This is a genomic window from Belnapia moabensis DSM 16746, assembly GCF_000745835.1.
Classification (GTDB): Bacteria; Pseudomonadota; Alphaproteobacteria; order Acetobacterales; family Acetobacteraceae; genus Belnapia; species Belnapia moabensis.
On record NZ_JQKB01000009.1, the window covers coordinates 61,205 to 85,749 of the forward strand.

Here is a 24,545-nt window from a genome sequence, read left to right on the forward strand (position 1 = left end):
CGGGCCCGATGCCTAGCCTCAAGGACCTGCGCGGTCGCATCAACAGCGTGAAGTCCACGCGGAAGATCACGCAGGCGATGAAGATGGTGGCCGCGGCCAAGCTGCGCCGGGCCCAGGCCCAGGCGGAGGCCGCGCGCCCCTACGCGCAGCGGATGGAGGCGATCCTCGCCTCCCTCGGCGCCGCCGTCGCCGCCTCGCCGGACGCGCCGCGCATGCTGGTCGGCACCGGCGGCGACCGGGTGCATCTGCTGGTGGTCGTCACCGCGGATCGCGGCCTCGCTGGCCCCTTCAACACCCAGGTCGGCCGGCTCGCCCGCGCCCGCATCCGGGCGCTGGAGGCCGAGGGCAAGCAGGTGAAGCTGCTGACGGTGGGCCGCAAGGGCGCGGCCTATCTCAAGCGGGAATTCGCCAGCCGCTTCGTCGGCGAGGTGACCTATGCCGGCAAGAAGCGGGTCGACTTCGCCGATGCCGAGGCGGTGGCGATGCAGGTGGCGGGGCTGCTAGAGGAAGGCGGCTTCGACGTCTGCAGCCTGATCTACAATCGCTTCCGCAATGTGATCAGCCAGATCCCGACCGAGCAGCGGCTGATCCCGACGCCGCTGCCGGAAGGCGCCGTCGCGGCCGAGGGGCCGCAGGCGCTCTATGAGTACGAGCCGGCCGAGGACCAGATCCTCGCCACCCTCTTGCCGCGCAACCTCGCCATCCAGATCTACCGCGCGATCCTGGAGAGCACCGCGGGTGAGCATGGCGCGCGCATGACGGCGATGGACAATGCCACGCGCAATGCTGGCGAGATGATCAACAGGCTTACGCTCAATTATAACCGCACGCGCCAGGCCAACATCACCAGGGAGCTGATCGAGATCATCTCCGGGGCCGAGGCAGTCTGACGAGGGGCATGACACCATGAAGAACAATGTCGGGCGCATCGCACAGGTCCTGGGCGCCGTGGTGGACGTGCAGTTCCCGGGCGAACTGCCGGCCATGCTCAACGCGCTCACCACGAAGAACGGCGACAGCACGCTGGTCCTCGAGGTTTCGCAGCACCTGGGCGAGCGCACCGTGCGCTGCATCGCCATGGACAGCACCGACGGCTTGGTCCGCGGCCAGGAGGTGGTCGATACCGGGACCGGCATCGCCGTTCCGGTGGGCGAGGGCACGCTCGGGCGCATCCTGAACGTCATCGGCCAGCCGATCGACGAGCGTGGCCCGGTGCCGCATGAGAAGACCTACACCATCCACCGCGCCGCCCCCTCCTTCGAGGATCAGGCGACGGCGGCCGAGATCCTTGTCACCGGGATTAAGGTCATCGACCTGCTCGCCCCTTATCTGAAGGGCGGCAAGATCGGCCTGTTCGGCGGCGCCGGCGTCGGCAAGACCGTGACCATCCAGGAGCTGATCAACAACATCGCCAAGGCCCATGGCGGCGTGTCGGTCTTCGCCGGCGTCGGTGAGCGGACCCGCGAGGGCAACGACCTCTATCACGAGATGGTCGATGCCGGCGTCATCAAGCTCGGCGAGGGCACCACCGAGGGCTCCAAGGTGGCGCTGGTCTATGGCCAGATGAACGAGCCGCCGGGCGCCCGTGCCCGCGTCGCGCTGTCGGGCCTGTCTATCGCGGAATACTTCCGCGACGAGCAGGGCCAGGACGTGCTGTTCTTTGTTGACAACATCTTCCGCTTCACCCAGGCGGGCGCCGAGGTTTCGGCGCTGCTCGGCCGCATCCCTTCGGCGGTGGGCTACCAGCCGACGCTCGCCACCGACATGGGCGCGCTGCAGGAGCGGATCACCTCGACCAAGAAGGGCTCGATCACCTCGGTGCAGGCCATCTACGTGCCCGCCGACGACCTGACCGACCCAGCGCCTGCCACCTCCTTCGCCCACCTCGACGCGACGACCGTGCTCAACCGCTCGATCGCCGAGCTCGGTATCTTCCCGGCCGTGGACCCGCTCGACTCGACCAGCCGCGCGCTCGACCCGCGGATCGTCGGTGACGAGCACTACCGCGTCGCCCGCGAGGTGCAGCGCATCCTGCAGACCTACAAGTCGCTGCAGGACATCATCGCCATCCTGGGCATGGATGAGCTCTCGGAAGAGGACAAGCTGGTCGTCGCCCGCGCGCGGAAGATCCAGCGCTTCCTCAGCCAGCCCTTCCACGTGGCCGAGGTCTTCACCGGCTCCCCGGGCGTGTTTGTGAAGCTTGAGGACACCGTCCGCAGCTTCGCCGCCATCTGCGCCGGCGAGTACGACCACCTGCCGGAGGCCGCCTTCTACATGGTCGGCACCATCGAGGAGGCCGTGAAGAAGGGCGAGACCCTGAAGGTCGCCGCCTGATCATGGCGACCTTCCTGCTCGAACTCGTCTCGCCGGAGAAGCTGCTGCTCTCCCGCCCGGTGGAGATGGCGACCCTCCCCGCCGAGGAAGGCGAGATGGGTGTACTCCCCGGGCATTCCCCGATGATCGTCGCCCTCCGGGGCGGCGTGATCCGGGTGCGGGAGAATGGTGCCGAAACCGAGGCGCTGTTCATCGCCGGCGGCTTCGCCGAAGTGTCGCCCGAGCGGGTCACCATCCTCGCCGACGAGGCGACGCCGCTCGCCAGCCTCTCCCGCGCCACGGCGGAGCGCCGCTTGGCCGAGGCCGAGGCTGCCTTGCAGGAGGCCATCGCCGAGCCGGAGCCGAAGCGGGATGCCGCCTATGCCCGGGTCCAGGCCTTCCGCACCGCGGTTTCTGTCGCGCAGGCAGCCTGAGCATCGCATCCCGGCCACGGTGGGGCGAATTCCGTCCGCCACACCGTGGCTTTTCGGCAACCTCGCTTGAATCCGCCGCGGCCCTGCCGAACATTGCGCTCAGGCATGGCGTTGGGGGCCCTGCCCGGATCGCGGGTGTCGCAGGATAACGGCCCCCTTTGGGCCGCGGGGACAGGATGAAGCACTGGCGCGTCGAGCAGGTCGCCTGGGATCGTTTCGAGCCTTCGAAGGTGGACCCGGACATCATCCCGCTGGTCAAGGCGGCGGCGATGGTGGAACGCAATGGCGGCGACTACGCCATCTATCTCAACCGGGTCTTCAACGACGATCCGGATTTCGCACGTGCCGCCGACCATTGGGCGGAAGAGGAGATCCAGCACGGCGACGCCCTCGGTAAATGGGCGAGCCTGGCCGATCCAGGCTGGGATTATGCCGCGGCCTTCGAGCGTTACCGCAACGGCTACAGCATCGACATCAATGCCGATGCCTCTATCCGTGGCTCCCGCACCGGAGAGCTGATCGCCCGGTGCATCGTCGAGACCGGCACCAGCAGCTACTACACGGCGCTCGCAGAGGCGACGGAGGAGCCGGTGCTCCAGCAGGTCTGCAAGCTGATCGCTGCCGACGAGTACCGGCACTTCAAGCTCTTCTACGACCATATGAAGCGCTACCTGGCGCGGGAGGATCTTTCCTTCGCCAAGCGGCTGCGCGTCGCCTTCGGCCGGGTCGGCGAGTCGGAGGATGACGAACTCGCCTTCGCCTTCCATTGCGCCAATGAAGACCCGAGCATGGCCTATGACCATGAGCGCTGCATTACCGGCTATATGGGTCGGGCCATGGGCTTCTACCGCTACCGCCACCTGGAGCGGGGCATGGGCATGATCTTCAAGGCGGTGGGGCTGGAGCCGCGCGGCCGACTGTCCCAGCTTGCCGCCCGCGGTGCCTGGCGGCTGCTCTGCTGGCGGCGGGACCGCTACCGGGAGGCGATCCGCCGCATGACGCCGACCACACCGCTCGCGCAGGCCGCTTGAGTCTCCACCTTCCCCGTCGGCACCTGTTCGGAGCCGCCCTGGCGGGCCTCCTCGCACGTCAGGCCGCTGCCCAGGGCGGCGAGGGGCTGGCCGCCATCGCCCGGGACAACGGCATCACCTTCGGCACCGCCGTCGATTCGACCAAGCTCGGCGATGCCACCTATGCCGCCCAGCTGGTGGCCGAGGCGCAACTGCTCGTGCCGGAATGGGAGGCGAAATGGGCGGCCTTGCAGCCGAGGCAGGGTACCTTCGATTTCAGCCCGCTCGGCAGCATTGCCAGCTTCGCTCAGGCCCATGGTAAGCAGCTCCGCGGCCATGCCCTCGTCTGGCACGAGGCCATGCCGCCCTGGCTGACCGAGAGCCTTGCCGAGGGGGCGGCCAAGGCCCGCAGCCTGCTCGCCGCGCATCTGGACGGCGTGTTGCCGGCCACCCGCCCCGCCATCCGCGACTGGGACGTAGTGAACGAGGCCGTCGCCAATTCCGAGGGCAACCCCTTCACCGCTCGCACTCCGGCCCAGGGCGACCTGCGCGACACGCCCTGGCTCCGTGCCCTTGGCCCCGGCTATATCGAGGAGGCCTTCCGCGCCGCCCGCGAGCGGGACCGCACCCTCCGCCTCACCTATAATGACTATGGCCTCGAAGGCGATACGCCCTGGGTCGAGGAGAAGCGGCAGCGCGTGCTCCGCCTGCTGCGGCGGCTGGTGGGCGCGCAATGCCCGGTCGATGCGCTGGGTCTGCAGGCGCATCTGCTGATGGATGAGCCGTTCCGGCCGGAGCCATTCGCCGCCTTCCTCAGGGCGGTGCGGGAACTCGGCCTCGCCGTCCTCGTCACCGAGCTGGACGTGCGCGAGGCGAGACAGCTCCCGGCCGGCCTCCCGGCCCGGGATGCCGCGGTGGCGGGGCGGGTGCGCCAAGTCATCGGCACCGCGCTTGAGCAGGGGTGCCGTACGGTCCTGACCTGGGGCCTCTCCGACAAGGACAGCTGGTTGGCGCGGGAGCCGGATGTGATGCGGAAGGATGGCCAGGTGCATCGCGGCCTGCCGCTTGACGATGCCGGAGCGCGCAAGGCGATGTGGCAGGCTCTCGTCACCGCCTTCGGCACGCGCCGGGGCTAGCTGCGGCCCGTCAGCGGGGTTTCCTCCAGGCGGCGGCACGGCAGCGCCGAGGGCTCTGCCAGTCAGCCGGGAGACCATGGCGACGGAGATGGCGATGCCGCCGTTGCGCGAATCGACAATATTCTGGACGGCTACGGTCATCGGCGAGAGCCGGCAACCGAAGGACAGGGCAAGCAGCAGCGTCACCGCCATATCGGGTGGCAAGCAATGGCCGTGGCATGCGGTGGCAAGGACGGGGCACATCGCCAGCGCATGCCAGGCGAGGAAGCTGCCGTTGACGCGTTCAAGCGTCATGGCGCTCATCTTGAGCCCTGCTTCTTTCCAGATGATGATCGAGCGGCACCAGGATCACGAGGGCCATCATCGCTATGGAGGTGAGGCCGCTCGGCAGGATGCTGATGGTGGCAAGGCGGTTGTCGAAACGCTGGAGCTGCAGCACCGGGCGCTCCTGCGCGATCGGCGCGACGAGGCCGGCGAAGCCGAGCGCCAGGCAGAGAAGCGCCTCCGGCGCCTTCTGCCCCTTGCGTGCCGCATCAGGATGACGCCGAGCAGCAGCGGCATGCAGGAGAGCAGGATCACCACAGCTCCCGCCCGTCGATTCTCACCCACCGGCCGGGCTTCGGCGGGCGGCGGAGCTGGAACCCAATGGTGGCGAAGGTCGCCGCGCTGAATGGCAGATTGATCCAGAAGACCTGACCCCAAGACACGTATCCGACGAAGAGCCCACCGCGCAGTGGCCGGCGATATGGGCGGTGGCGAAGGCGGCCGGGAGTACCTCTGCATCCTCGCCCGCTTCCGCGACGGCAGGGTGGCGCATGCCACGGCAAGAGAGATCGTCCCGGAGCCCGGCGCCGAGCCCTGCACCACTCTTGCCGCGATCGTCGCCGGCATGGTCGGCGAGAGCGCCGCCAGCATCGAACCGCCGACGACCATGGATGTCAGAGCCGCCGGCAGATCGGCGCCGTCGTGGTGAAGGCGACGCGATGGGCTGGGACGATCCGGGGCAGCAGCCCCCAGCCGTCGACATCGCCGGCGACGACGAAGAGCGCCGTCGCGGCTATTGGCTGGGCGAGGCTGTAGAGGCAGAGCGCCAGCATCGGCTCCACTGCGATGGTGCGGACCTCGCGAGGCGGGAAGACGGCGAGGCTCGGGGATGTCGCTTGATCGGGCACAAGGCGGGGCGCTATGCCCCGAAGCGGTTGCCGCCAAGCCCACCGGCGCCGCACAGTGCGGCCGGATCCGTCACATGAAGGCTTCGACATGCCCGCACCGCAAAAACCCGTCCTCCTCACCGGCGCCAGCGGCAATCTCGGCCGCGTCCTTGCCCCGGCGCTGGCCGCGCAGGGCTGGATATTGCGGCTGACGGATATCACGCCCTTTCCGGATACGGTGCCGCAAGGCGCCAGCTTCACCCGCCTCGATCTGAACGAGGGACTCGGCCTGGCTCGCCTGGCGGAGGGCTGCGGCGCCATCCTGCATTTCGGCGGCATCAGCGTGGAGCAGCCCTTCGAGACGGTGCTCGGCCCGAACCTGCGCGGCCTCTACCATGTGTACGAAGCCGCGCGGCGCGAGGGCGCCCGCGTCCTCTTCGCCAGCAGCAACCACTCCATCGGCTTTCACGAGCGGCCGCAGGGCAACGAGGCGAAGATCGATGTCGACTGCGCCTTCCGCCCGGACGGCTATTACGGCTTGTCGAAGGCCTATGGCGAACTGATGGGCCGGCTCTATTGGGACAAGCACGGCGTCGAGAACGTCAACTGCCGCATCGGCTCCTGCTTTCCGAAGCCCACGAATGCGCGGATGCTCTCCACCTGGCTCTCTTTCGGCGACCTTACGCGGCTGGTGACGGCGGCGGTCGAGGCGCCACGCACCGGGCATTGCGTGATCTGGGCCTGCTCCAACAACCCGGCCAGCTTTTGGGGGAAGGACCACCGCGAGCGCATTGGCTGGCAGCCGGAGGATACGGCGGAGGATTTCCGCACCGAGGTCGGCCACATCCTCTCCGGTGACCCAGTGGAGGAGCGCTACCAGGGCGGCGGCTATACCAGCATCGAGTATTCCCGCAGAACGCCTTCGCCCCGCGATCCCTTCACACTGGACTGAGCCCATGCTGGAACTCGCCCGCGGCGACTGGCAGGCGCAGCTGCTGCCGGAGCAGGGCGCAGCCGTCGCGCAATTGGCCTGGCAGGGACGGGACGTGCTGGTCCCGCTGCCGCTTGGTGCCGACCCGACGGCGAGCTTCGCCGGCGCCTTCGTCATGCTGCCTTGGACCAACCGGCTGGATGGCGGGCGGCTGCCCGTCGCCGGCATGGTGTACCACCTGCCCGTCAATCGTCCTGAGGACGGCACCGCGATTCACGGCCTTTCGCGCGATCGCGTCTGGGCGATCGAGTCGCAGGCGGGCGATCGCTGCATGCTGACGCAGGCGCTCGACGGCACGGCGGAAGGCTTGCCCTATTCCTATCGTGCGCAGCTTTCCCTCGCGCTGGGGGATGACGGTGCGCACCTCTCCATCGCGGTGACGAACACGGCCGATCAGCCCTTCCCCTTCGGCCTAGGCTGGCACCCGTTCTTCCTGCGACCTGCCGGTACGGGACTGCGCTTCCGCGCCAGCGCCTTGTTCGCCCGGGATGCACGCACGCTCCCCGTCGCGGTGCAGGTGAGCGATGGGCTCGTCGGCGACGAGGCAGCCTATGAAGGCCTCGACACGCATTTCGCCGGATGGGACGGCGCGGCGGAAATCCTTCGTCCCGATCTCCGCCTGCATCTCGCGGTATCGGGCGCCTGGTCGCGCAACCTGCATGTCTTCGCTCCGGCCGGCAGTGGTATCATCTGCCTCGAGCCGGTGAGCCATGTGCCGGATGCGCCCAACCGCCCCGACTTCGCCGGCTACGGCCCGTTGACGATGCTGGCGCCCGACGAGTCGCTGACCGCCTCACTGCTGCTTCGGGCCGAGTTCTGACTCTGTCGTGTTGACTCCCGCGTGCGCAAAGCGGCGCGCGCGGGAACGCTTGCCTTGGCGTGACGTTGCCGGATGCAACCATGTCGAAGGAAGCGCAGCATGGCAGGCACCGCGCGCAAATCCGATCCCGAACTCTGGGAGCAAGTGAAGAAGGAAGTGACCGAAGGCGACAAGGGCGGCAAGCCCGGCCAATGGTCCGCCCGCAAGGCGCAGATGGCGAGCGCCGAGTACCAGAAACGCGGCGGCGATTACGAAGGCCCGAAGCAGCCCGACAACCACCTCGCTCAGTGGACCGAGGAGGAGTGGGGCACGAAGTCCGGCCAAGAGTCGCTCGAGACCGGCGAGCGCTACCTCCCGAAAGCCGCGCGCGAGCGTCTCTCGGACGAGGAGTATGACCGCAGCACCGCCGCCAAGCGGCATGATCTGGAGGCCGGGCGGCAGTTCTCGCCGCAGCCCGAGGATGTCGCGCGGAAGAGCGCGGCTGCCCGTCACCACCCGCAGCAAGGGAGCAGCACCCGCATGCCGGAGGAGGATTTCGAGGAGTCGACCGGGGCGGTCTTTCGCCGCCTCGTGAACCTGTCAGCCGCCGAGATGCGCCGCTGGCTGGACAGCGACGAGAGCCGTACGACCGGCTTCACCCGCGAGGGCGAGACGGAAGCCGTCGGCCACCAATCCGGCCGCCGCATCCTCGCCGTGCTCGAGCGCGAGGAGCCCGCGGACGAGGACTTCCAGCGCGAAGTTATCGGCTTCATCCGGCGCCACCTGGCCCAGCGGCCCGGTGGCGACGTGACCGACACGCGCTGGCGCCATTCACTCATGAACTGGGGACACGATCCGATGAAGGACGACACCGACTCCATGCCGACGACCGAAGAGACCCAGCAGGACGCCGCCCCCGAGGCAGCGCCCGAGCCCGCGCCGCGGAAGACCCGCACCCGTCGCAGCCCCGCTGCGGCGGATGGCGAGGAACCGGCCCGGAAGCCGCGCCGCGCAGCCTCCGCCACACCAGCCAAGCGTGGTGCCGCTGGTCGCACCGCGGCCGCGGCGGAAGGCGGCCGCAGCTCCAGCAGCCGCACCCGCAGCGCTGCCGGCCGTGCGGCGCAGAGCGAGGGCGGCCGCAAGGGCGGCAGCGCCCGCACCCCGCGCAAGGCGGCTGCGGCACGCAGCAACGGCGCCAAGGGCGGCGCGACCCGGAGCGCGACGGCGAAGAGCACCGCCACTCGCCGCAGCAGCACGGCGACGACGAAGCGCACCTCCGCCGCCACCACGAAGCGCTCGGCCGGCACAGCCAAGACCGCGACGCGTGGCGCCGCCGGCCGCACGGCCGCGGCAGCCAAGGGCGGCCGCAACAGCGCCGGCACCACCAGGCGCGCATCTTCCGCGACGACGAAGCGCGCTTCCGCCACTACCACGAAGCGCTCGACCGGCACCGCCAAGACCGCGACGCGCGGCGCCGCCGGTCGCACGGCCGCGGCAGCTAAGGGCGGCCGCAGCAGCGCCGGCACCACCAAGCGCGCCTCTGCCACGACGGCAAAGCGCTCGACCGGCACCGCCAAGACCGCGACGCGCGGCGCTGCAGGCCGTACGGCCGCGGCAGCGAAGGGCGGCCGCAACAGCACCGGCACCACCAAGCGAGCCACGGCCTCCACTGCAAAGCGCAGCACGGCGAAATCTGCTGGCGGCAGCACCGCCAAGCGGGCGACCGGTACTGCGGCCAAGCGCGGAGCCGCCAAGACGACGACGCGCGGCGCCGCCGGCCGTACGGCCGCGGCGGCGAAGGGCGGGCGCAACAGCGCCGGCACGTCCCGTAGTCGGAGCCGCTAGAGGAAACTCCGCTCGGATGGGATCGTCCGAGCGGAGTAATCGGCTCTTGCGACCCGAGAATGAAATGGGCGGATTTTGCTCTCGGGTCGCCAGCCATTATTGTCGGTGGACTGCTTGTCCGCAAAGCTCGTGGGCAAACCCAGAAGCTTCACGGGCCGGACACTGAGCGGCCTCCGGTCAGGCGACGCCCGATCGGGGTTGTTCGTCCGTCCCGGTTTCGGTTCGCAGCCGACGCAGCTCGCACGGGCCGCGTCGCGCTGTGCTAGGCTCGGCGAAACCGCCACCGGGGAGAGCCGATCCAGCCGATGACCCACGCCACGACCCCCGCCGAGGACCTCATCCTCGGCCTCACCCGGGTTGTCGATCTGCCCGGCATCACCGCCTCCACCGGCTTGCCGATCAGCCCGGACGACATCACGGCGATCATCCGCGAGGCGGAGCGCTATGCGCGGGAGGTGCTCTGGCCGCATGCCCAGGCGGCCGACCGGCACGGCGCGGTCTACGAGAATGGCGTGGTCCGCGTGCCGCCCTCCTATCACGAGGCCTATAGGGGCTGGATCGATGGCGGCTGGCAGGGCCTCGCCGCCCCTGCGGAGGTGAACGGCATCCCCGTCGGCGGGCAGGAGCTGCCCCAGGCGCTGTGGATGGCGGTCTCGGAACTGGTCACGAGCGGCGACATGGCCTTCAGCCTCTGCCCTCTGCTGACCGGCGGCGCCATCGAGGCGCTGGTCCGCTTCGCCAGCCCCGCCCAGCAGGAGGCGTGGCTGCCGAAGCTGGTCTCCGGCGAATGGACCGGAACCATGTGCCTGACCGAGCCCCAGGCCGGCAGCGACCTCTCCCAGGTCCGCACCAAGGCGGAGCCGGACGGTACCGGCGGTTACAAGGTCACCGGCCAGAAGATCTACATCACCTTCGGCGATCACGACCTGACGCCGAATACCCTCCACTTGGTCCTCGCCCGGCTGCCCGATGCGCCACCCGGCACCAAGGGCATTAGCCTCTTCGCCGCGCCCAAGGTGCTGCCGGACGGGCGGGCCAACGCGCTCCGCTGCGGCGGCATCGAGAAGAAGCTCGGCATCCATGCCGCGCCGACCTGCGTCATGCTTTTCGAGGGCGCCGAGGCGCAGATGGTGGGCGAGCCCAATCGCGGGCTCAACGCCATGTTTGCGATGATGAACGCCGCACGGCTCGGCGTCGGCGTCGAGGGTGTGGCCCAGGGTGCCCGGGCGCTGGCCCTGGCAGAAGCCTATGCCGCCGACCGCATCCAGGGCGGCGGGCCGATCAGCCGCCACCCGGATGTCGCCCGGATGCTGGCCGAGATGCGCGCCATCACCCTGGCCGGCCGGTTGCTGGCACTCGAGGCCGGGGCGGCACTCGACCGCGCGCGCCTCGCCGGCGCCAGCGAGGCACGCGTCGCGCTGCTGACCCCGATCGTGAAGTCCTGGTGCACCGATCGCGGCGTCGATGTCGCCTCGCTCGGTATCCAGGTCCATGGCGGCATGGGCTTCGTCGAGGATACCGGCGCCGCCCAGGTGCTGCGCGATGTCCGCATTGCCCCGATCTACGAGGGCACCAACGGCATCCAGGCCATCGACCTCGTCACCCGCAAGCTGTTCCGCGATGGCGGGGCGGAGATGACCGCCGTCATCGCCGAGATCCGTGCCGCCGACCCTCGCCTTGCGGAGGCTGCCACCGCCTTGGAGCGGGCGACGGCCTGGATGCTCGACCGCGGCCAGCGCGACCCGGCCGCGGCCCAGGCCTCAGCCGCCGCTTATCTGGATGCCGCCGGCTGGACCATGGGGGGCTGGATGCTGGCCCGTGCTGCCGCAGCCGATGAGCGCTATGCCCCGATCTGCGCCTTCTACCTGGCCCGGTTGCTGCCCCGCGCGGCCGCCCGGCTGGCGGAGATCGAGGCGGCCGACAGCCTGCTCGCCCTGCTTCCCGCCGCGTGACGCGGCCGGTGCTTTATTGCGCGCTCGGACCCTTGCGGAAGGCTGGTTGCACCGCATCTGGCCCAGGGCCGCTCCCTTCGTCTTGCCTGGATGACCGACGCGAATGAATGCACCGCTTGCCGCCCCCGCCCTGCAGGCCTCGCGTCCGCGTATCGCCATTATCGGGGCCGGTCCGGGCGGGCTGGCGGCGGCCATGCTGCTGGCGGCGCAGGGCGCCCGCGTCACCCTGCATGAAAAGGATGAGGTGGTCGGCGGCCGCACCCGCACGCTGACGACGGATGAGGGCTACCGCTTCGACCTCGGCCCCACCTTCTTCCTCTATCCCCGCATTCTCTCCGAGATCTTCTCGAGTTGTGGCGCCAGCCTTGAGGAGGAGGTGGCGCTCAAGCGCCTCGACCCGCAATACCGCCTGATCTTCGAGGGCAGCGAGACCATCGAGGCCACCTCCGACATCGCTAGGATGGAGGCCGAGATCGCCCGGCTAAACCCGGGCGATGCCGCCGGCCTCCGCCCCTTCTTTGCCGAGAATAAGCGGAAGCTCGAGGCCTTCCGCCCGGTACTGGAGAATGCCTTCGCCTCTCCGGCACGCTTCCTCTCGCCCGGCCTGCTGAAGAGCCTGCCGCTGATGCGGCCGCACCAGACCGTCGACCAGGACCTCGCGCGGTACTTCAAAGACCCACGGGTGCGCCTCGCCTTCTCCTTCCAGACCAAGTATCTCGGGATGAGTCCCTTCCGGTGCCCGAGCCTCTTCACCATCCTCTCCTTCCTCGAATACGAGCATGGCGTCTTCCATCCCATCGGCGGATGCGGCGCTGTTTCCTCGGCGATGGCGCGCGTGGCGGAGCGGCTGGGCGTCGATATCCGCCTCGGCTCCGAGATCGAGCGCATCAGCTTTGATGGCCGCAAGGCGACCGGCGTCGAGATCGGCGGCACTCGCCAGGCTGCCGATGCAGTGGTGGTGAACGCCGATTTCGCCCATGCCATGCCGCGGCTGATCCCCGATGCGTTGCGCCGCCGCTGGCCGGACAAGCGCATCGCCAAGGCGCGCTATTCCTGCTCGACCTTCATGCTTTACCTGGGCGTCGAAGGGACATTCCCGGATCTCGCCCATCACACCATCCTGCTCGCCGAGGACTACCGCCGGAACATCGGCCAGATCGAGGCGGGCGAGATCCCCGACGTGCCGAGCCTCTACCTCCACCATCCCGGCAGGACCGACGACACCATGGCGCCGGCCGGCCATACCTCGCTCTACCTGCTCGTCCCGGTCCCCAACATGCGCGATGCCGAGGAGCACGGCTTCGACTGGGAGGCTGAGGCGCCGCGCTACCGCCGCCTCGCCCTCGACCGGCTGAAGCTGCTCGGCCTGCATGACCTCGAGAGTCGCATCCGCTATGAGCGCATGATCACGCCGCGCGAATGGCGCGATGAGTATGCGGTGGGCTTCGGCGCCACCTTCAACCTCTCGCACGATCTCGGCCAGATGCTCTGCTTCCGGCCGCGCAACCGCTTCGAGGGGGTGGAGGGCGTCTATCTGGTCGGCGGCGGTACGCATCCGGGCAGCGGGCTGCCGGTAATCTACGAAGGTGCGCGCATCAGCTCCGGACTGCTGGCGCGCGATCTCGGCCTGGGGGCCGTGCCGCAAGGCACCGGCTTCGCCGAGATCGCGCCCAGCTACCAGACCGCGCGCTAAGAACAGGGAAGGAAGACCAGCCATGGTCTCGCATGTTGTGGTGGTGGGCGGTGGCCTCGGCGGGCTTGCGGCGGCGGCGGTGTCGGCGGCGCGCGGCCACAAGGTGACGCTGCTCGACAAGAATCCCTGGCTCGGCGGCAAGGCCGCGGTGCTGAACCTGCCCGATCCGGAGCGCCCTGGCAGCAACCAAGGCTTCCGCTTCGACATGGGCCCGACGATCCTGACCGTGCCGCGCGTCCTCCGCCGCATCTTCGCCGAGGCCGGGCGCGACCAGGCGCAGGACCTGCCGCTGATCCGGCTCGACCCGCAATGGCGCTGCTTCTTCGAGGACGGCACGCGGATCGACCTGATCGAGGACGTGGCGAAGATGGCTGCCGCCATGGACGCCTTCGCCCCGGGCACCGGCCAGGGCGCCGGCTACCAGCGTTTCCAGGCCGAGGCACGGCGGCTGCACGAGATTTCGGAGAAGTTCTTCTTCTGGAAGTCGGTCGAGGGCCTCTCCGACACCATCGACCTGAAATCCAATTTCGACCCGAACACCATGCGCGACGTGCTGGCGCTGCGCATGGGCAAGCGGGTGGCGAATGTCATCCGCGGCCATGTGCCGGATGCCCGCCTCGCCCAGATGCTCGACCATTTCTGCCAGTATGTCGGCTCCAGCCCCTATCTGGCGCCGGCCGTGCTCTGCTCGATCGGCGACATGCAGGCGAGCGAAGGCATCTGGTATCCGAAGGGCGGCACCCGCGCCGTGGCCGAGGGGCTGGCCAACCTCGCCGCCTCGCTCGGCGCCGACCTTCGGCCGGGCGTCGAGGTGAGCGGCTTCGACATCGAGAACAACGCGGTGAAGGCCGTCCGCACCGCGGGCGGCGAGCGCATCGCGTGCGATGCCGTCATTTCCAACATGGACGCCATCCGCACCTATACCGAGCTGGTGGGCGGCCCCATCGGGCAGAAGGTGGCGAAGAAGGGCCATGAGCCGGCCTGCTCGGGCGTCGTGCTCTATCTCGGCCTCAACAAGCGCTACGAGCACCTGGCGCATCACTGCTTCGTCTTCTCCCGCGATGCGGAGGAGGAGTTCGACGCCATCTACAAGCGCGGCATCCCGGCGGCGGACCCGACCGCCTATCTCGCCGCGCCATCCGGCACCGACCCGACGGTCGCGCCCGAGGGCGGCGAGGCTCTCTATGTGCTGGTCCACACGCCCTGGCTCCGCCCCAGCCATGACTGGTCCAAGATGTTCGCCCCTTACCGGCAGACCATCCTCGACAAGCTGAAGCGCACCGTGGGGATGGAAGATATCGAGGAGCGCATCGTCACCGAGAGCGCGCTCACCCCGGTCGACATCCATGAGCGCTACAAGGTCCTCAACGGCGCCATCTACGGGCTTGCCAGCCACGGCGCCTGGCTCGGCGCCTTCAAGCCGGGTAATCGCTCGAAGCGCATCAAGGGCCTCTACCTCGCCGGCGGCGCCGCCCATCCGGGGCCGGGCATGCCGATGGTGATGATGAGCGGCTGGATCGCCGCCGACAGCCTCGACCAGGATCTCGGCGGGCGCGGCATGAGCGCGGCGGCGCGGGAGGCCGGCTTGCCGGACGCCTTCCGCATGCCGCTCGCCGCCGAATGACCCAGTCCGGGCCGGCGGAACTCTTTTCGCCGGCCCGCTTCGCCTTCTTCCGCTTCATCTTCTTCCGCCATGCGCAGCGGCGGCTGCGGGCGGTGCGGCTCGCCAACTGGGGCGCACCGCGGCCGGGGGAGGGGGAGGGCCCGCTGGTCATCTATGCCAATCACCCCTCCTGGTGGGACGGCGTGGCCTTCATGCTTCTCTCGACCGAGTTGCTGCCCGGCCGGCGCATGTTCATCCCGATGGAGGCGGAGGCGCTGTCGCGCTACGGCTTCATGCGCCGCCTTGGCGTCTTCGGCGTCGAGCAGCAATCCGCCCGCGGCGCCGTCGCCTTCCTCCGCACCGCACAGTCGGTGCTGGCCGATCCCGATCATATGCTCTGGATGAACGCTCCCGGCCGCTTCTGCGACGTGCGCGAGCGCCCGGTCCCCATCGCCCCCGGCCTCACCCGCCTGGCCGAGCTGGCGCCGGAGGCCCGCTTCATTCCTCTCGCCCTCGAATACCCTTTCTGGACCGAGGCGATGCCGGAGATGCTCGCCGCATTCGGCCCGCCAATCCCGGCAGCGGAGCTGGCCGTCCTCGACCGCGAGGCGCGCAGCCAACGCCTACGCACCGGGTTGGAATCGGTGATGGATCGCCTCGCCGAGGATGCCATCGCCCGCGATCCCGGCCGTTTCCGGGTGGTGCTGGAGGGGAGGGCAGGGATGGGCGGCATCTATCAGGGCTGGCGGCAGGCCAGGGCGGCGCTGCGCGGCGAGGCCTTCGACCCCCGCCACGACCCGCGGGCCGGGGGCTGAGCGCGATGCTGCTCGCCTGGATCGCCCTCGGCCTCGCCGCCCTGCCGGCGCTGTTCGGCGTGCTGAATCTCTGGCTGCTGCCGCGCCTGCGGGCGCCCCGGGGCGAGCAGGATGGGCTGGTTTCCATCCTCATCCCTGCCCGCGACGAGGCGGCCAATATCGAGGCCTGCCTCCGCGCCGCTTTGGCCAGCCGCGGCGTCGCCGTCGAGGCGGTGGTGATGGACGATGCCAGCCGCGACGGCACCGGGGAGATCGTCGCCCGCCTCGCCGAGGCCGACCCGCGCATCCGCCTAGTCGAGGCGCCGCCCCTGCCACCGGACTGGACCGGCAAGGTCCATGCCTGCGCCCGCCTCGCCGAGGCCGCCCGCGGCACGCATCTGCTCTTCATCGACGCCGATGTCCGCCTCGCCCCGGACGCCGCCGCCGCCATGCTCGCCCATGGCCGCGCCCACCGCATCGCCATGCTGAGCGGCGTCCCCCGTCAGCTCATCGGCTCGCTCGGCGAGGCGTTGACCGTCCCCGCCATCAACCTGCTGCTGCTTGGCTACCTGCCCGCGGTCGGCCGCGCCTTCACCCACCGGGCCGACCTCGCCGCCGCCTGCGGCCAGCTCATCCTCTGCGATCGCGCCGTCTATGAGGCGGTGGGTGGCCATGGCGCCGTCCGCCATGTCCTGCATGACGGGCTGGCGCTCGCCCGCCGCTTCCGCGCCGAGGGCCACCGGACGGAGGTGGTGGACGGCGCCCCGCTCGCCACCTGCCGCATGTATGGCGGCTTCGCCGAATCCTGGGCGGGCTTCGTCAAGAATGCGCGGGAGGGGATGGCGACGCCGATGGGCCTTCCCGTCTGGACGGTGCTGCTGTCCGGCGCCCATCTCTGGCCCTGGGCGCTGCTGCCGGCGCCCCCCGCCATCGCCGCCATTCTGCTGATGTTCGCCCTCCGCGCCGCCATCACTTGGCGGGCGCGGGAGCCCTGGTGGACCATCCCGCTCCACCCGCTGACCGTTCTGGTCGCGCTGGCAATCCAGTGGACGGCGCTGATCCGATGGCTTCTCGGTCGACCGGCGGGCTGGAAAGGCCGCGCATATCCAGCCACAAAGGCGGCATGAGCAGCGCCGCCAGCATCGCCGTCACCCCGAACCGGGACCACGACACCGAGAATTTCCCGACCGCGTCGCTGCTGCTCGCCAGGACAGCGCGGGCGCAGGTGATGGCCTTCTACCGCTTCGTCCGCACCGCCGACGACATCGCCGACAGCGCCGAATTGCCCGCCGTGGAGAAGCTAGCCCGGCTCGACGCCATGGAGCGGAGCCTCGACGACCCCTCGATCCCGCTGAACCGGCTCGGGGTCGGCACGGCGGAGGCGCGGCTGATGCTCTCCGCCTTCCGCCAGGACGCCACCTGCACCCGCTACGAGGACTGGGCCGCGCTGGAGGATTACTGCCGCCGCTCTGCAGACCCTGTCGGGCGGATGCTGCTCCGCCTTCACGGCGATGGTGACAACCATGAGGCCAATGCCGCCGCTGATGGGCTCTGCACCGCCCTCCAAGTGCTGAACCACCTGCAGGACTTGGTGCCTGACCGCGACCAGCTGGATCGCATCTACCTGCCTCGGTCCTGGATGGACCTCGCCGGTGGCGAGGCCGCCTTCTTCGACCCTGCCAACGCTGCCCGACGGCGCGAGGTGCTCGACGCCGCCCTCGATCGCGTCCAGGAGCAACTCGACCGCGCTGCAGCCCTCCCACGCCTGCTCCGCGCCCGCCGCCTCGCCTGGCAGAGCACCGTGACCATTGCGCTGGCCCGGCGCCTGCTCGCACGCCTCCGTGCCGCCGACCCGGTGCTCGGTCGCGTGGCGCTGGGCAAGGCCGATTTCGCCCGCGCCTTCGCCGCCGCGCCCTTGCTCGGCCCGCGCGACGCACCGATCGTCGCAAGCCGCGTCTCCCGCGCCGGCTCCTCCTTCGCCCGCGGCATGGCAGCGCTGAAGGGCGAGCGCCGCCGCGCCCTTTGGGCCGTCTATGCCTTCTGCCGCGCCGTGGACGACATCGCCGACGGTGCCATGCCCGAGGCCGAGAAGCGCCGCTTTCTCGCCGATTGGCGCCGCAAGCTGGAGCGGCCAGACTGCGTCCTTTCTCGCGAACTGGCATGGGCTCGCGCCGCCTACGCCGTTCCGCTCGAGGAATGCGAGGCGATGATCGCCGGCATGGAAACCGACTCTTCCGACCGCCTTCGCCTGCAGACCGAGGCCGATCTCGATCTCTACTGCCGCCGCGTCGCCGGCAGCGTCGGCGCGATGAGCGTGCGCATCTTCGGTGCGCCGGAGGCGGAGGGCTTCGGCCTGGCGCTGGGCCACACCTTCCAGCTCACCAACATCCTCCGCGACGTGGACGAGGATGCGGCACGCGACCGGGTCTACATCCCGCTCGACCTGCTCGCCGCCGAGGGCATCCCGGACGGGCCGGCCGAGGGGATCATCCGCCACCCCCGCTTCGCCGCCATCTGCGCCCGCCTCGGCGAGCGGACGCAGGCCGGCTTCACCCGTGCCGAGCAGGACATCCGCCAATACAGCCCCGTCGCCCTCCGCCCCGCCGCCGTCATGGCCTGGGGCTATCGCCGCCTGCTGGACCGCCTCGTCGCCCGCGGTTGGGAAGGCGCACGGCCGCGCCCGCGCCTTACCAAGGGCGAGAAGCTGCGTATGGCCTGGATGGCGCTCGGCCGCTGACATGACCATCCATGTGATCGGCGCCGGCGTCGCCGGCCTTGCCGCCGCGCTGCGCCTCGCCGACCGGGGCTGTCAGGTCGTGCTGCACGAAGCCTCGCCCGGCGCCGGCGGCCGTGCCCGCGCCCTGCCGGACGGAACCGATAACGGCACTCACGCCCTGCTCGGCGCCAACACCGCTGCCCTCGGCCTACTGAAGCGGGTCGGCGCGCTGGAGGGTTGGGTGGAGCCGGAGCCGGCAGGCCTGCCCGTGCTCGATCGGCGCGACGGTCGCGCCTTCCGCGTTGCCCTCTCGCCCTTCCATTGGCGCGACCCGTCGCTCCGGCCGCCCGGTGTCTCGGCGCGCTCCATGCTGGCGCTCACCCGCCTCGCCGCGCCCTGGGGCGACCGGCCGGTGGCCGAGGCCATGGCCGCCCACCCCGAATTCCATCGTGGCTTCGTCGATCCGCTGGTGATTGCGGCGCTGAACACGCCCTCCGTCGAGGCCTCCTCCCGCCGGCTCGGCGCCGTGCTGCGGCGGATGGGTGGGCCGGGGGCGACGCGGTTGCTGGTCGCCCGCTCCGGCCTTGGCCCCGATCTCGTCGCCCCGGCGCTGGCCACGCTGGAGGCCGCCGGCGCCGAGATCCGCTTCGGCGCCCGGCTGCGGCGGCTGGTGCAGCAGGGCGGCCGCCTTGCCGCCCTGGATTTCGGCGAGGATGCGGTGCGCCTCGGTCCCGGCGATGCCGCAGTACTGGCAACGCCGCCTTGGGAGAGCCTACGCCTCCTGCCTCATCTCCCGGCGCCCGAAGCCTATGCCCCGATCGTCAACCTGCACTACGCCCATCCCGGCTCCGGCCCGGTGCGCTTCCTCGGCCTGCTGGACGCGCTCTGCCAATGGGTGCTGGTGCGCCCGGCCGGTGTCAGCGTCACCGTCAGCGCCGGCGACGAGGCGGCACGGGAGGACCAGGACAGCCTCGCCCGCCGCGCCTGGGCCGAGCTGCGCGAGGCGGCGCTCGCCTTCGGCCTCGCCGGCAACTGGCCCGAGGAGGCACCGCCCTGCCGCGTGGTAAAGGAGCGCCGCGCCACCCCACGCCATACCCCAGGGCCCCCGCCACGCCCGCCCCGCCTGCCGCTGCCGAATTTGGCGCTCGCCGGCGACTGGACCGACCCTGTCCTCCCCGCCACCATCGAGGCCGCGACCCGCAGCGGCCAGGCCGCCGCCGATGCCCTCCGCGACTGAGGCCCTTGGCGCCCTTCGTGCCGCCGAGGCGCGGGACGGCGCCTTAAACCTCGCTCGCCGCCGCGCCCTGCTCGCCGCGCTGGCCACCGTGCTGCTGCGTCGGGCGGAGGAAGCTGCCGCCGCCATCGACGCGGATTACGGCGGCCGCAGCCCAGAGGAGACGCTGCTCGCCGAGGTGAAGCTGGTGGTGGACGGCGCGCGCCATGCCGCTCGCCACCTGCATCGCTGGGCACGGCCCCGCCGCGTCGCCGTGCCCTTTCCCTTCCTGCCGGCTCGCGCCTGGCAGGAGCCGGTGCCGAAAGGCGTCATCGGCATCATGGCGCCCTGGAACTACCCGCTCCAGCTCGCCCTGCTGCCGGCCGTGGATGCATTGGCCGCCGGCAACCGTATCGTGGTGAAGCCCGCCGAGGCGACGCCCCGCACTGCCGTCTTGCTGGCCGAGCTGCTGGCGGAGGCACTGGGCGAGGACATCGCTCGCGTTGTCCAAGGCGGTCCGGAGATCGCTGCCGACTTCGCCACGCAACCTTGGGACCACCTGGTCTTCACCGGCGGCACCGAGATCGGCCGGCGCGTCATGCAGGCCGCCGCCGCCAACCTTACCCCGCTGACCCTGGAACTGGGCGGCAAATGTCCCGCTCTCGTCCTGCCGGGCGCCGATCTCGCCCGCGCGGCGCAGGCGATCCTCGCCGGCAAGGCGGTGAATGCCGGGCAGACCTGCATCGCCCCGGATACCGTGCTGCTGATCGGCCATCGCCGGGAGGATTTCATTGCCGCTTGCCGCGCCACGGGCATCGGCCTGCCGGAGACGGCGGTGGTGAACGACCGCCAGGCCGATCGCCTCGCCCGCCTCTGCACCGGCGCCGCGCTGACGCCGCTCGCCGAGCCCGGCTCCGGCCGGCGACAGGCCCTCGCACTTGCTGAAGCGCCGCCCGGCCATGCCCTGCATGAGGCAGAGCTCTTCGGCCCGATCCTGGCCTTGCAGCCATTGCCCGACCTCGCCGCCGCCATCGGCTGGATTACTGCCCGGCCGCCGCCGCTCGCCATCTACCTCTTCGGCGCCACCACATCGGAGCGCGAGGCCATCGCGGCTGGCACGCGTAGCGGCGCCATCATCGAGGGCCGCTGCGTCGAATATGCCGCCTTCCCCGGGCTTGCCTTCGGTGGCGTCGGCGCCTCCGGCTTCGGCCGACGCAACGGCGAGGCGGGATTTGCCGAATTCAGCATCCTTCGCGCCCGCGTCTCACATGGCGGCTGGAGCCTCTCCCGTCTTTTCGACCCGCCCCGCAACGCTCGGGCCAGGGCGCTGGTGCGGAAAATCCTGCGCTAGACCCTCTTCATTCACGTCGTTCCAAGGCGAAAAGAGTTTGGCCGTATCTCGAGCTCATTTCCCGAGCCGTCCGGCGTCTCCGCTGGACCGGGAAACTCCCTAGCTCCGCCGAAACCAACGCCGCAGCATGCCGAGTAGCCCCGTCCTGCCCTTGGGCTGGCTCCGCTGCTGATGCGTCACATGCGGCCGGCGTGCCGGCGGGGGGAGGGCGCTTGCTACCGTATGCCGCCCGGCATCCTGCGCTGCGATCAGCCGCATCTCGAGCCCGACCACCTGCGCCACCGCCTCCGGCATATCGGCCTGGGCGAGGGCCTGGGCCGTCGTCCGCGCATCCTCCCATGCTTCGGCCCGGCGCAGCGCATCGATGATGCGCACCGTCTGCTCCTGGTCGAGCGGCGGCCCGCCGCGCCAGAGCGCCACCGCCTCCAGCCGCCAGAGCCGTGCCAAGTCGCGCTGGTCGAGGTCATCCGCCACCCAGGCCGCCTGGAGCGTCGCCTCGGCCGCGGCATGCAGCGCGCCCGTCTCCTCCAGCACATGCGCCCAGGCGAGGAAGCGCCGCGCAAGTGCCGGATAGGCCGCCTCCGCCATCAGGGCGCGGAAGGGGGCCGCCGCCACGGCCTGCGCCGCCGCCGGATGGGCGCGGGTGATGTTCGGTGCCGAATAGCCGCAGCTCGGGCATTGCTGCAGCCAGCGCGCCATGGTGGAGCGCACCGGCTCGCCCGGCCGCAGGTCAAGGTCAGGCGCCTGTTCCGGCGGACTGGGACGGAAGGGCGGCTGGCGGCTGCCCGTGCCGCAGACGGCGCAGCGCGGCAAGGCTTCGGGCGCCGTCGGGCGTGAATTCGTGGGCGATGACATGGCCATTGGCGTCAAGTTAGGCACGCTCCGGCGAAAGGCGAAGGGGCGCCGCGCGCCATGGGCCCCGCCGATGCCGGGATTCTGTCACTTTCCGGTGCCATGCGGCGGAAACCGCACGGCCGGACCCTGCGCGGCCAGTTGCCGAGCGGGCTTTGCCCGTCGATATTACGCCATGCCCCGTGGCGACCTTTTCCCCGATATCGCACCCTTCGAAACCGGATTGCTGCCGCTCTCCGGTGGCCATGTCATGTATTGGGAGCAGGTCGGCAATCCGCGCGGCCAGCCCGCGCTCTTCCTGCATGGCGGGCCGGGGGCGGGAGCCGGCGCGGTGCATCGCCGCTTCTTCGACCCCGGCCATTGGCGCGTGGTAATCTTCGACCAGCGCGGCGCCGGCCGCTCCCGCCCGCTCGGGGAGCTGCGCGAGAACACCACGCCGCACCTGGTCGAGGATATCGAGACCCTGCGCCGCTTCCTCGGCATCGAGCGCTGGCTGCTCTTCGGCGGCTCCTGGGGAAGCACCCTCGCCTTGGCCTATGCCCAGGCGCATCCGGAGCGGGTGACGGGCTGCGTGCTGCGCGGCGTCTTCCTCGGCCGGCGCTCCGAGGTTGATTGGTTCCTGACCGGCCTCCGCCGCATCTTCCCAGATGCCTGGGCTGCGTTCACCGAGCACCTGCCACCGGAGGAGCGCGGCGACCTGCTCGGCGCCTATCTCCGGCGGCTATGCGACCCGGACCCGATGGTCCACCTTCCCGCCGCCCGCGCCTGGAGCCAGTACGAGGGCAGCTGTTCCACCCTGCTGCCAAGCCCCGAGACGGTGGCGAGCTTCGCCCAGGACCGCACTGCCCTCGGCCTCGCCCGGATCGAGGCGCATTACTTCGCCCATGACCTCTTCCTGCCGCGGGCCGGGCTGCTCGGCCATATGGACCGCATCGCCCATATCCCGGCGGAGATCGTGCAGGGTCGCTACGACATGGTCTGCCCGGCCGAGACCGCCTTCGACCTGGCTGCCGCCTGGCCCCGCGCCCGGCTGACCGTGGTGCCTGATGCGGGCCATTCCGCCCTCGAGCCCGGCGTGCGGACGGCGTTGGTGAGCGCGGTGGAGCGGTTCCGGCGGCGTGGCTGATGTGCTAGCTTATCGATGGGTCTCCGTAGCTCAGCAGGATAGAGCACCAGATTCCTAATCTGGGGGCCGTGGGTTCGAATCCCGCCGGGGACACCAGCTCTATTTCAGTGAGCAGAAGCAAGGGCTGCTCCTTTTGCACCTCGCCTCCTCACTGCTTGGACCCGCGTTCAGGGACGCGAGAACGGGGCGAAAACATCCCAACCCGGGAGCATGACGTGACCAACCGCCTGCTTCGGTGACCCGGTGGCGGTTCATCGGGGGAGGCATGGGCCAGCCGGGGTACCCGGATAGCGGATGTAACCGAACACCAAACATTCCCAATACAAGCCGGATACCACTTTGCCAGCGCCCACAGGTGCTGCCGAAAGCTTCGGACTGGCAGTCTGAGCCTCGTAAGCTTGAGAAGCACCCCCCGACTGTCGGCGCCGCCTACCAGTTCAAGCCGGTTCCCACCTGATGCGATGGCTGGTGCGGTCCACAACGCGCTTCACTCCCGGCACATTCTCGGCAAGCACGCAAAGCGCGCGGCTGACCGCCCCCGAGCGGCTGAAGCCGAAGACTTCCACTACCCCATCCTGGACATGCACCGCGGTATGAACCGTGTCAGCCCAAGGCTCACGCTGCATGGCGGCGATGACGGCGCGGTGGATTTCGTCGTCGGTGGAGTTGTCGGCCTGCGGTGCCTGCTGCGAGACGAGAGCGCGGACAAGATCGGAGCGAGTTACGACACCAAGCAGCTTCCCGACCTCGGTGATCGGCACGCGGCGAATCCGACGCTCCTCCATGATGCGGGCAACGTGCGCGGCGCTGTCGCCAGGGCTCGCTGTCACCACCTGCTCGGTCATGACCTCGCTGGCCTTGACACCATGGCTCCGGGCATAGCGGTCTGCCCTTCCAACCGGGCTGTCGAACAGCCGCGATAGCCATCCGGACGGCTGCTCATCCTCATCCGCCAAGCGCCGGATTAGGTCGGATTCGGTGACGATGCCGAGTAGCGTTCCAGCGGTGTCAGTAACCGCAACGGCCGAAATGCCGCGGTCAGCGAACATGCGTGCAATCGCCGCTACTGGCGTCTCGGGCGGGACTGTCGCCATCCCTGCCGTCATTACGTCACGGGCACAAAGCGAGGTCATGGCGTCCTCCTTGTTCTTGCGCCTAGGCAGCATGCGCCTTCATCAAGGTTCGGTTCCAGCACCAACTAGGGGTAGCCAAGGTCAGTTCGGCTAACGGGCAGATCGGGCGGGGTCAGGGTACCTCCACCAAGGGCCGTAGATTGCCGCTGCTGCATTAGGAAGCACCCCCGCCCCAAACCTCCATCGCGGATTTGCCTGCGGGCTAGGATAGGCTTCGGCTGGGTTAGCCACGCAGCGGCAGGATGCGACCGAAGCTCAGTCATCCTCTGTTGAGGACAACAGCCATGTGCAGGCGGCCGTCAACGCCATGCACGGCCGGCTCATGTTCGGGCGGGACGCAACCGAAATTTGTTCACTTCACGGAAAAATGATATTAATTAACCAGCAGTCCCGGGGGCGTTGCTGACGTCCTCCCCATCCCCTCCAAGGCTAT

22 protein-coding genes and 1 tRNA gene are annotated in these 24,545 nt (G+C 70.0%); 20 read left to right on the forward strand and 3 right to left on the reverse strand.

Annotated elements, in window-relative coordinates; all coding sequences use genetic code 11:
* Window positions 1–8 precede the first annotated feature (8 nt).
* The 7 genes from EP26_RS07975 (at window position 9) to EP26_RS08005 (ending at window position 5,866) form a co-directional block, all read left to right on the forward strand.
* Window positions 9–890 (forward strand): F0F1 ATP synthase subunit gamma, encoded by an 882-nt coding sequence (locus tag EP26_RS07975; protein WP_043337649.1) that lies wholly within the window; start codon window positions 9–11, stop codon window positions 888–890.
* A gap of 16 nt (window positions 891–906) precedes the next feature.
* The gene (gene atpD, locus EP26_RS07980; RefSeq protein ID WP_043337650.1) at window positions 907–2,334 is read left to right on the forward strand and encodes a F0F1 ATP synthase subunit beta; all 1,428 of its coding nucleotides are present in this window, start codon (window positions 907–909) and stop codon (window positions 2,332–2,334) included.
* 2 nt (window positions 2,335–2,336) lie between these two features.
* Window positions 2,337–2,747, forward strand: coding sequence for an ATP synthase F1 subunit epsilon (gene atpC, locus EP26_RS07985; protein WP_043337652.1), 411 nt, complete (start codon window positions 2,337–2,339; stop codon window positions 2,745–2,747).
* 176 nt (window positions 2,748–2,923) lie between these two features.
* A complete protein-coding gene (locus tag EP26_RS07990; protein WP_043337653.1) occupies window positions 2,924–3,778 on the forward strand; it encodes a ferritin-like domain-containing protein in 855 nt (284 codons plus the stop codon).
* Window positions 3,775–4,893 carry an endo-1,4-beta-xylanase gene (locus tag EP26_RS07995; RefSeq protein WP_245624325.1) on the forward strand — a complete coding sequence of 373 codons (1,119 nt, stop codon included), beginning with the start codon at window positions 3,775–3,777 and terminating at the stop codon, window positions 4,891–4,893. The genes EP26_RS07990 and EP26_RS07995 overlap by 4 nt, the downstream gene beginning before the upstream one ends.
* Window positions 4,894–4,969: 76 nt before the next feature.
* A complete protein-coding gene (locus EP26_RS08000) occupies window positions 4,970–5,563 on the forward strand; it encodes a hypothetical protein (protein ID WP_043337655.1) in 594 nt (197 codons plus the stop codon).
* A 63-nt stretch (window positions 5,564–5,626) separates the two neighbouring features.
* Window positions 5,627–5,866, forward strand: coding sequence for a hypothetical protein (locus EP26_RS08005; RefSeq protein ID WP_157033442.1), 240 nt, complete (start codon window positions 5,627–5,629; stop codon window positions 5,864–5,866).
* Here EP26_RS08005 and EP26_RS08010 read toward each other — a convergent pair.
* The gene (locus EP26_RS08010; protein ID WP_043337657.1) at window positions 5,832–6,065 is read right to left on the reverse strand and encodes a hypothetical protein; all 234 of its coding nucleotides are present in this window, start codon (window positions 6,063–6,065) and stop codon (window positions 5,832–5,834) included. The genes EP26_RS08005 and EP26_RS08010 overlap by 35 nt on opposite strands.
* An 88-nt stretch (window positions 6,066–6,153) precedes the next feature.
* On the opposite strand from EP26_RS08010, the gene EP26_RS08015 reads away from it, so the two are divergent.
* The 11 genes from EP26_RS08015 to EP26_RS08065 all read left to right on the forward strand — a co-directional run bounded on the left by EP26_RS08015 (window position 6,154) and on the right by EP26_RS08065 (window position 21,001).
* Window positions 6,154–6,996 carry an NAD-dependent epimerase/dehydratase family protein gene (locus EP26_RS08015; RefSeq protein WP_043337659.1) on the forward strand — a complete coding sequence of 281 codons (843 nt, stop codon included), beginning with the start codon at window positions 6,154–6,156 and terminating at the stop codon, window positions 6,994–6,996.
* Between the two features lie 4 nt (window positions 6,997–7,000).
* Window positions 7,001–7,855 carry an aldose epimerase family protein gene (locus EP26_RS08020; RefSeq protein WP_043337660.1) on the forward strand — a complete coding sequence of 285 codons (855 nt, stop codon included), beginning with the start codon at window positions 7,001–7,003 and terminating at the stop codon, window positions 7,853–7,855.
* A gap of 99 nt (window positions 7,856–7,954) precedes the next feature.
* Window positions 7,955–9,679, forward strand: a complete 1,725-nt coding sequence (locus tag EP26_RS34695) for a DUF3140 domain-containing protein (protein ID WP_245624326.1) — start codon at window positions 7,955–7,957, stop codon at window positions 9,677–9,679.
* Between the two features lie 305 nt (window positions 9,680–9,984).
* Window positions 9,985–11,631: an acyl-CoA dehydrogenase gene (locus EP26_RS08030; RefSeq protein WP_043337661.1), complete on the forward strand. Its 1,647-nt coding sequence runs from the start codon at window positions 9,985–9,987 to the stop codon at window positions 11,629–11,631.
* Window positions 11,632–11,734: 103 nt separating this feature from the next.
* Complete coding sequence (gene crtI, locus EP26_RS08035; protein WP_043337662.1) at window positions 11,735–13,324, forward strand: phytoene desaturase family protein; 1,590 nt, start codon at window positions 11,735–11,737, stop codon at window positions 13,322–13,324.
* Window positions 13,325–13,346: 22 nt separating this feature from the next.
* Complete coding sequence (locus EP26_RS08040) at window positions 13,347–14,948, forward strand: phytoene desaturase family protein (RefSeq protein WP_043337664.1); 1,602 nt, start codon at window positions 13,347–13,349, stop codon at window positions 14,946–14,948.
* Window positions 14,945–15,742, forward strand: a complete 798-nt coding sequence (locus EP26_RS08045) for a lysophospholipid acyltransferase family protein (protein WP_052388934.1) — start codon at window positions 14,945–14,947, stop codon at window positions 15,740–15,742. The genes EP26_RS08040 and EP26_RS08045 overlap by 4 nt, the downstream gene beginning before the upstream one ends.
* A 5-nt stretch (window positions 15,743–15,747) precedes the next feature.
* On the forward strand, window positions 15,748–16,848 hold the full coding sequence (locus tag EP26_RS08050; RefSeq protein WP_043337666.1) for a glycosyltransferase: 1,101 nt from the start codon (window positions 15,748–15,750) through the stop codon (window positions 16,846–16,848).
* Window positions 16,845–18,458 (forward strand): squalene/phytoene synthase family protein, encoded by a 1,614-nt coding sequence (locus EP26_RS31795; RefSeq protein WP_052388935.1) that lies wholly within the window; start codon window positions 16,845–16,847, stop codon window positions 18,456–18,458. The genes EP26_RS08050 and EP26_RS31795 overlap by 4 nt, the downstream gene beginning before the upstream one ends.
* A gap of 1 nt (window position 18,459) precedes the next feature.
* Window positions 18,460–19,674, forward strand: a complete 1,215-nt coding sequence (locus EP26_RS08060) for a hydroxysqualene dehydroxylase (protein ID WP_043337667.1) — start codon at window positions 18,460–18,462, stop codon at window positions 19,672–19,674.
* Entirely contained in the window at window positions 19,658–21,001 is a 1,344-nt protein-coding gene (locus EP26_RS08065; RefSeq protein WP_043337668.1) for an aldehyde dehydrogenase family protein, read from the forward strand. The genes EP26_RS08060 and EP26_RS08065 overlap by 17 nt, the downstream gene beginning before the upstream one ends.
* A gap of 99 nt (window positions 21,002–21,100) precedes the next feature.
* Here EP26_RS08065 and EP26_RS08070 read toward each other — a convergent pair whose 3' ends face one another.
* Window positions 21,101–21,856, reverse strand: coding sequence for a hypothetical protein (locus EP26_RS08070; RefSeq protein WP_245624327.1), 756 nt, complete (start codon window positions 21,854–21,856; stop codon window positions 21,101–21,103).
* 172 nt (window positions 21,857–22,028) lie between these two features.
* On the opposite strand from EP26_RS08070, the gene pip reads away from it, so the two are divergent.
* Both pip and EP26_RS08080 read left to right on the forward strand, forming a co-directional pair.
* The gene (gene pip, locus EP26_RS08075; RefSeq protein WP_043337671.1) at window positions 22,029–22,979 is read left to right on the forward strand and encodes a prolyl aminopeptidase; all 951 of its coding nucleotides are present in this window, start codon (window positions 22,029–22,031) and stop codon (window positions 22,977–22,979) included.
* A gap of 19 nt (window positions 22,980–22,998) precedes the next feature.
* Window positions 22,999–23,075, forward strand: a tRNA-Arg gene (locus EP26_RS08080).
* 341 nt (window positions 23,076–23,416) lie between these two features.
* Here EP26_RS08080 and EP26_RS08085 read toward each other — a convergent pair.
* The gene (locus tag EP26_RS08085) at window positions 23,417–24,145 is read right to left on the reverse strand and encodes a CBS domain-containing protein (protein WP_052388936.1); all 729 of its coding nucleotides are present in this window, start codon (window positions 24,143–24,145) and stop codon (window positions 23,417–23,419) included.
* Between the last annotated feature and the right edge of the window lie 400 nt (window positions 24,146–24,545).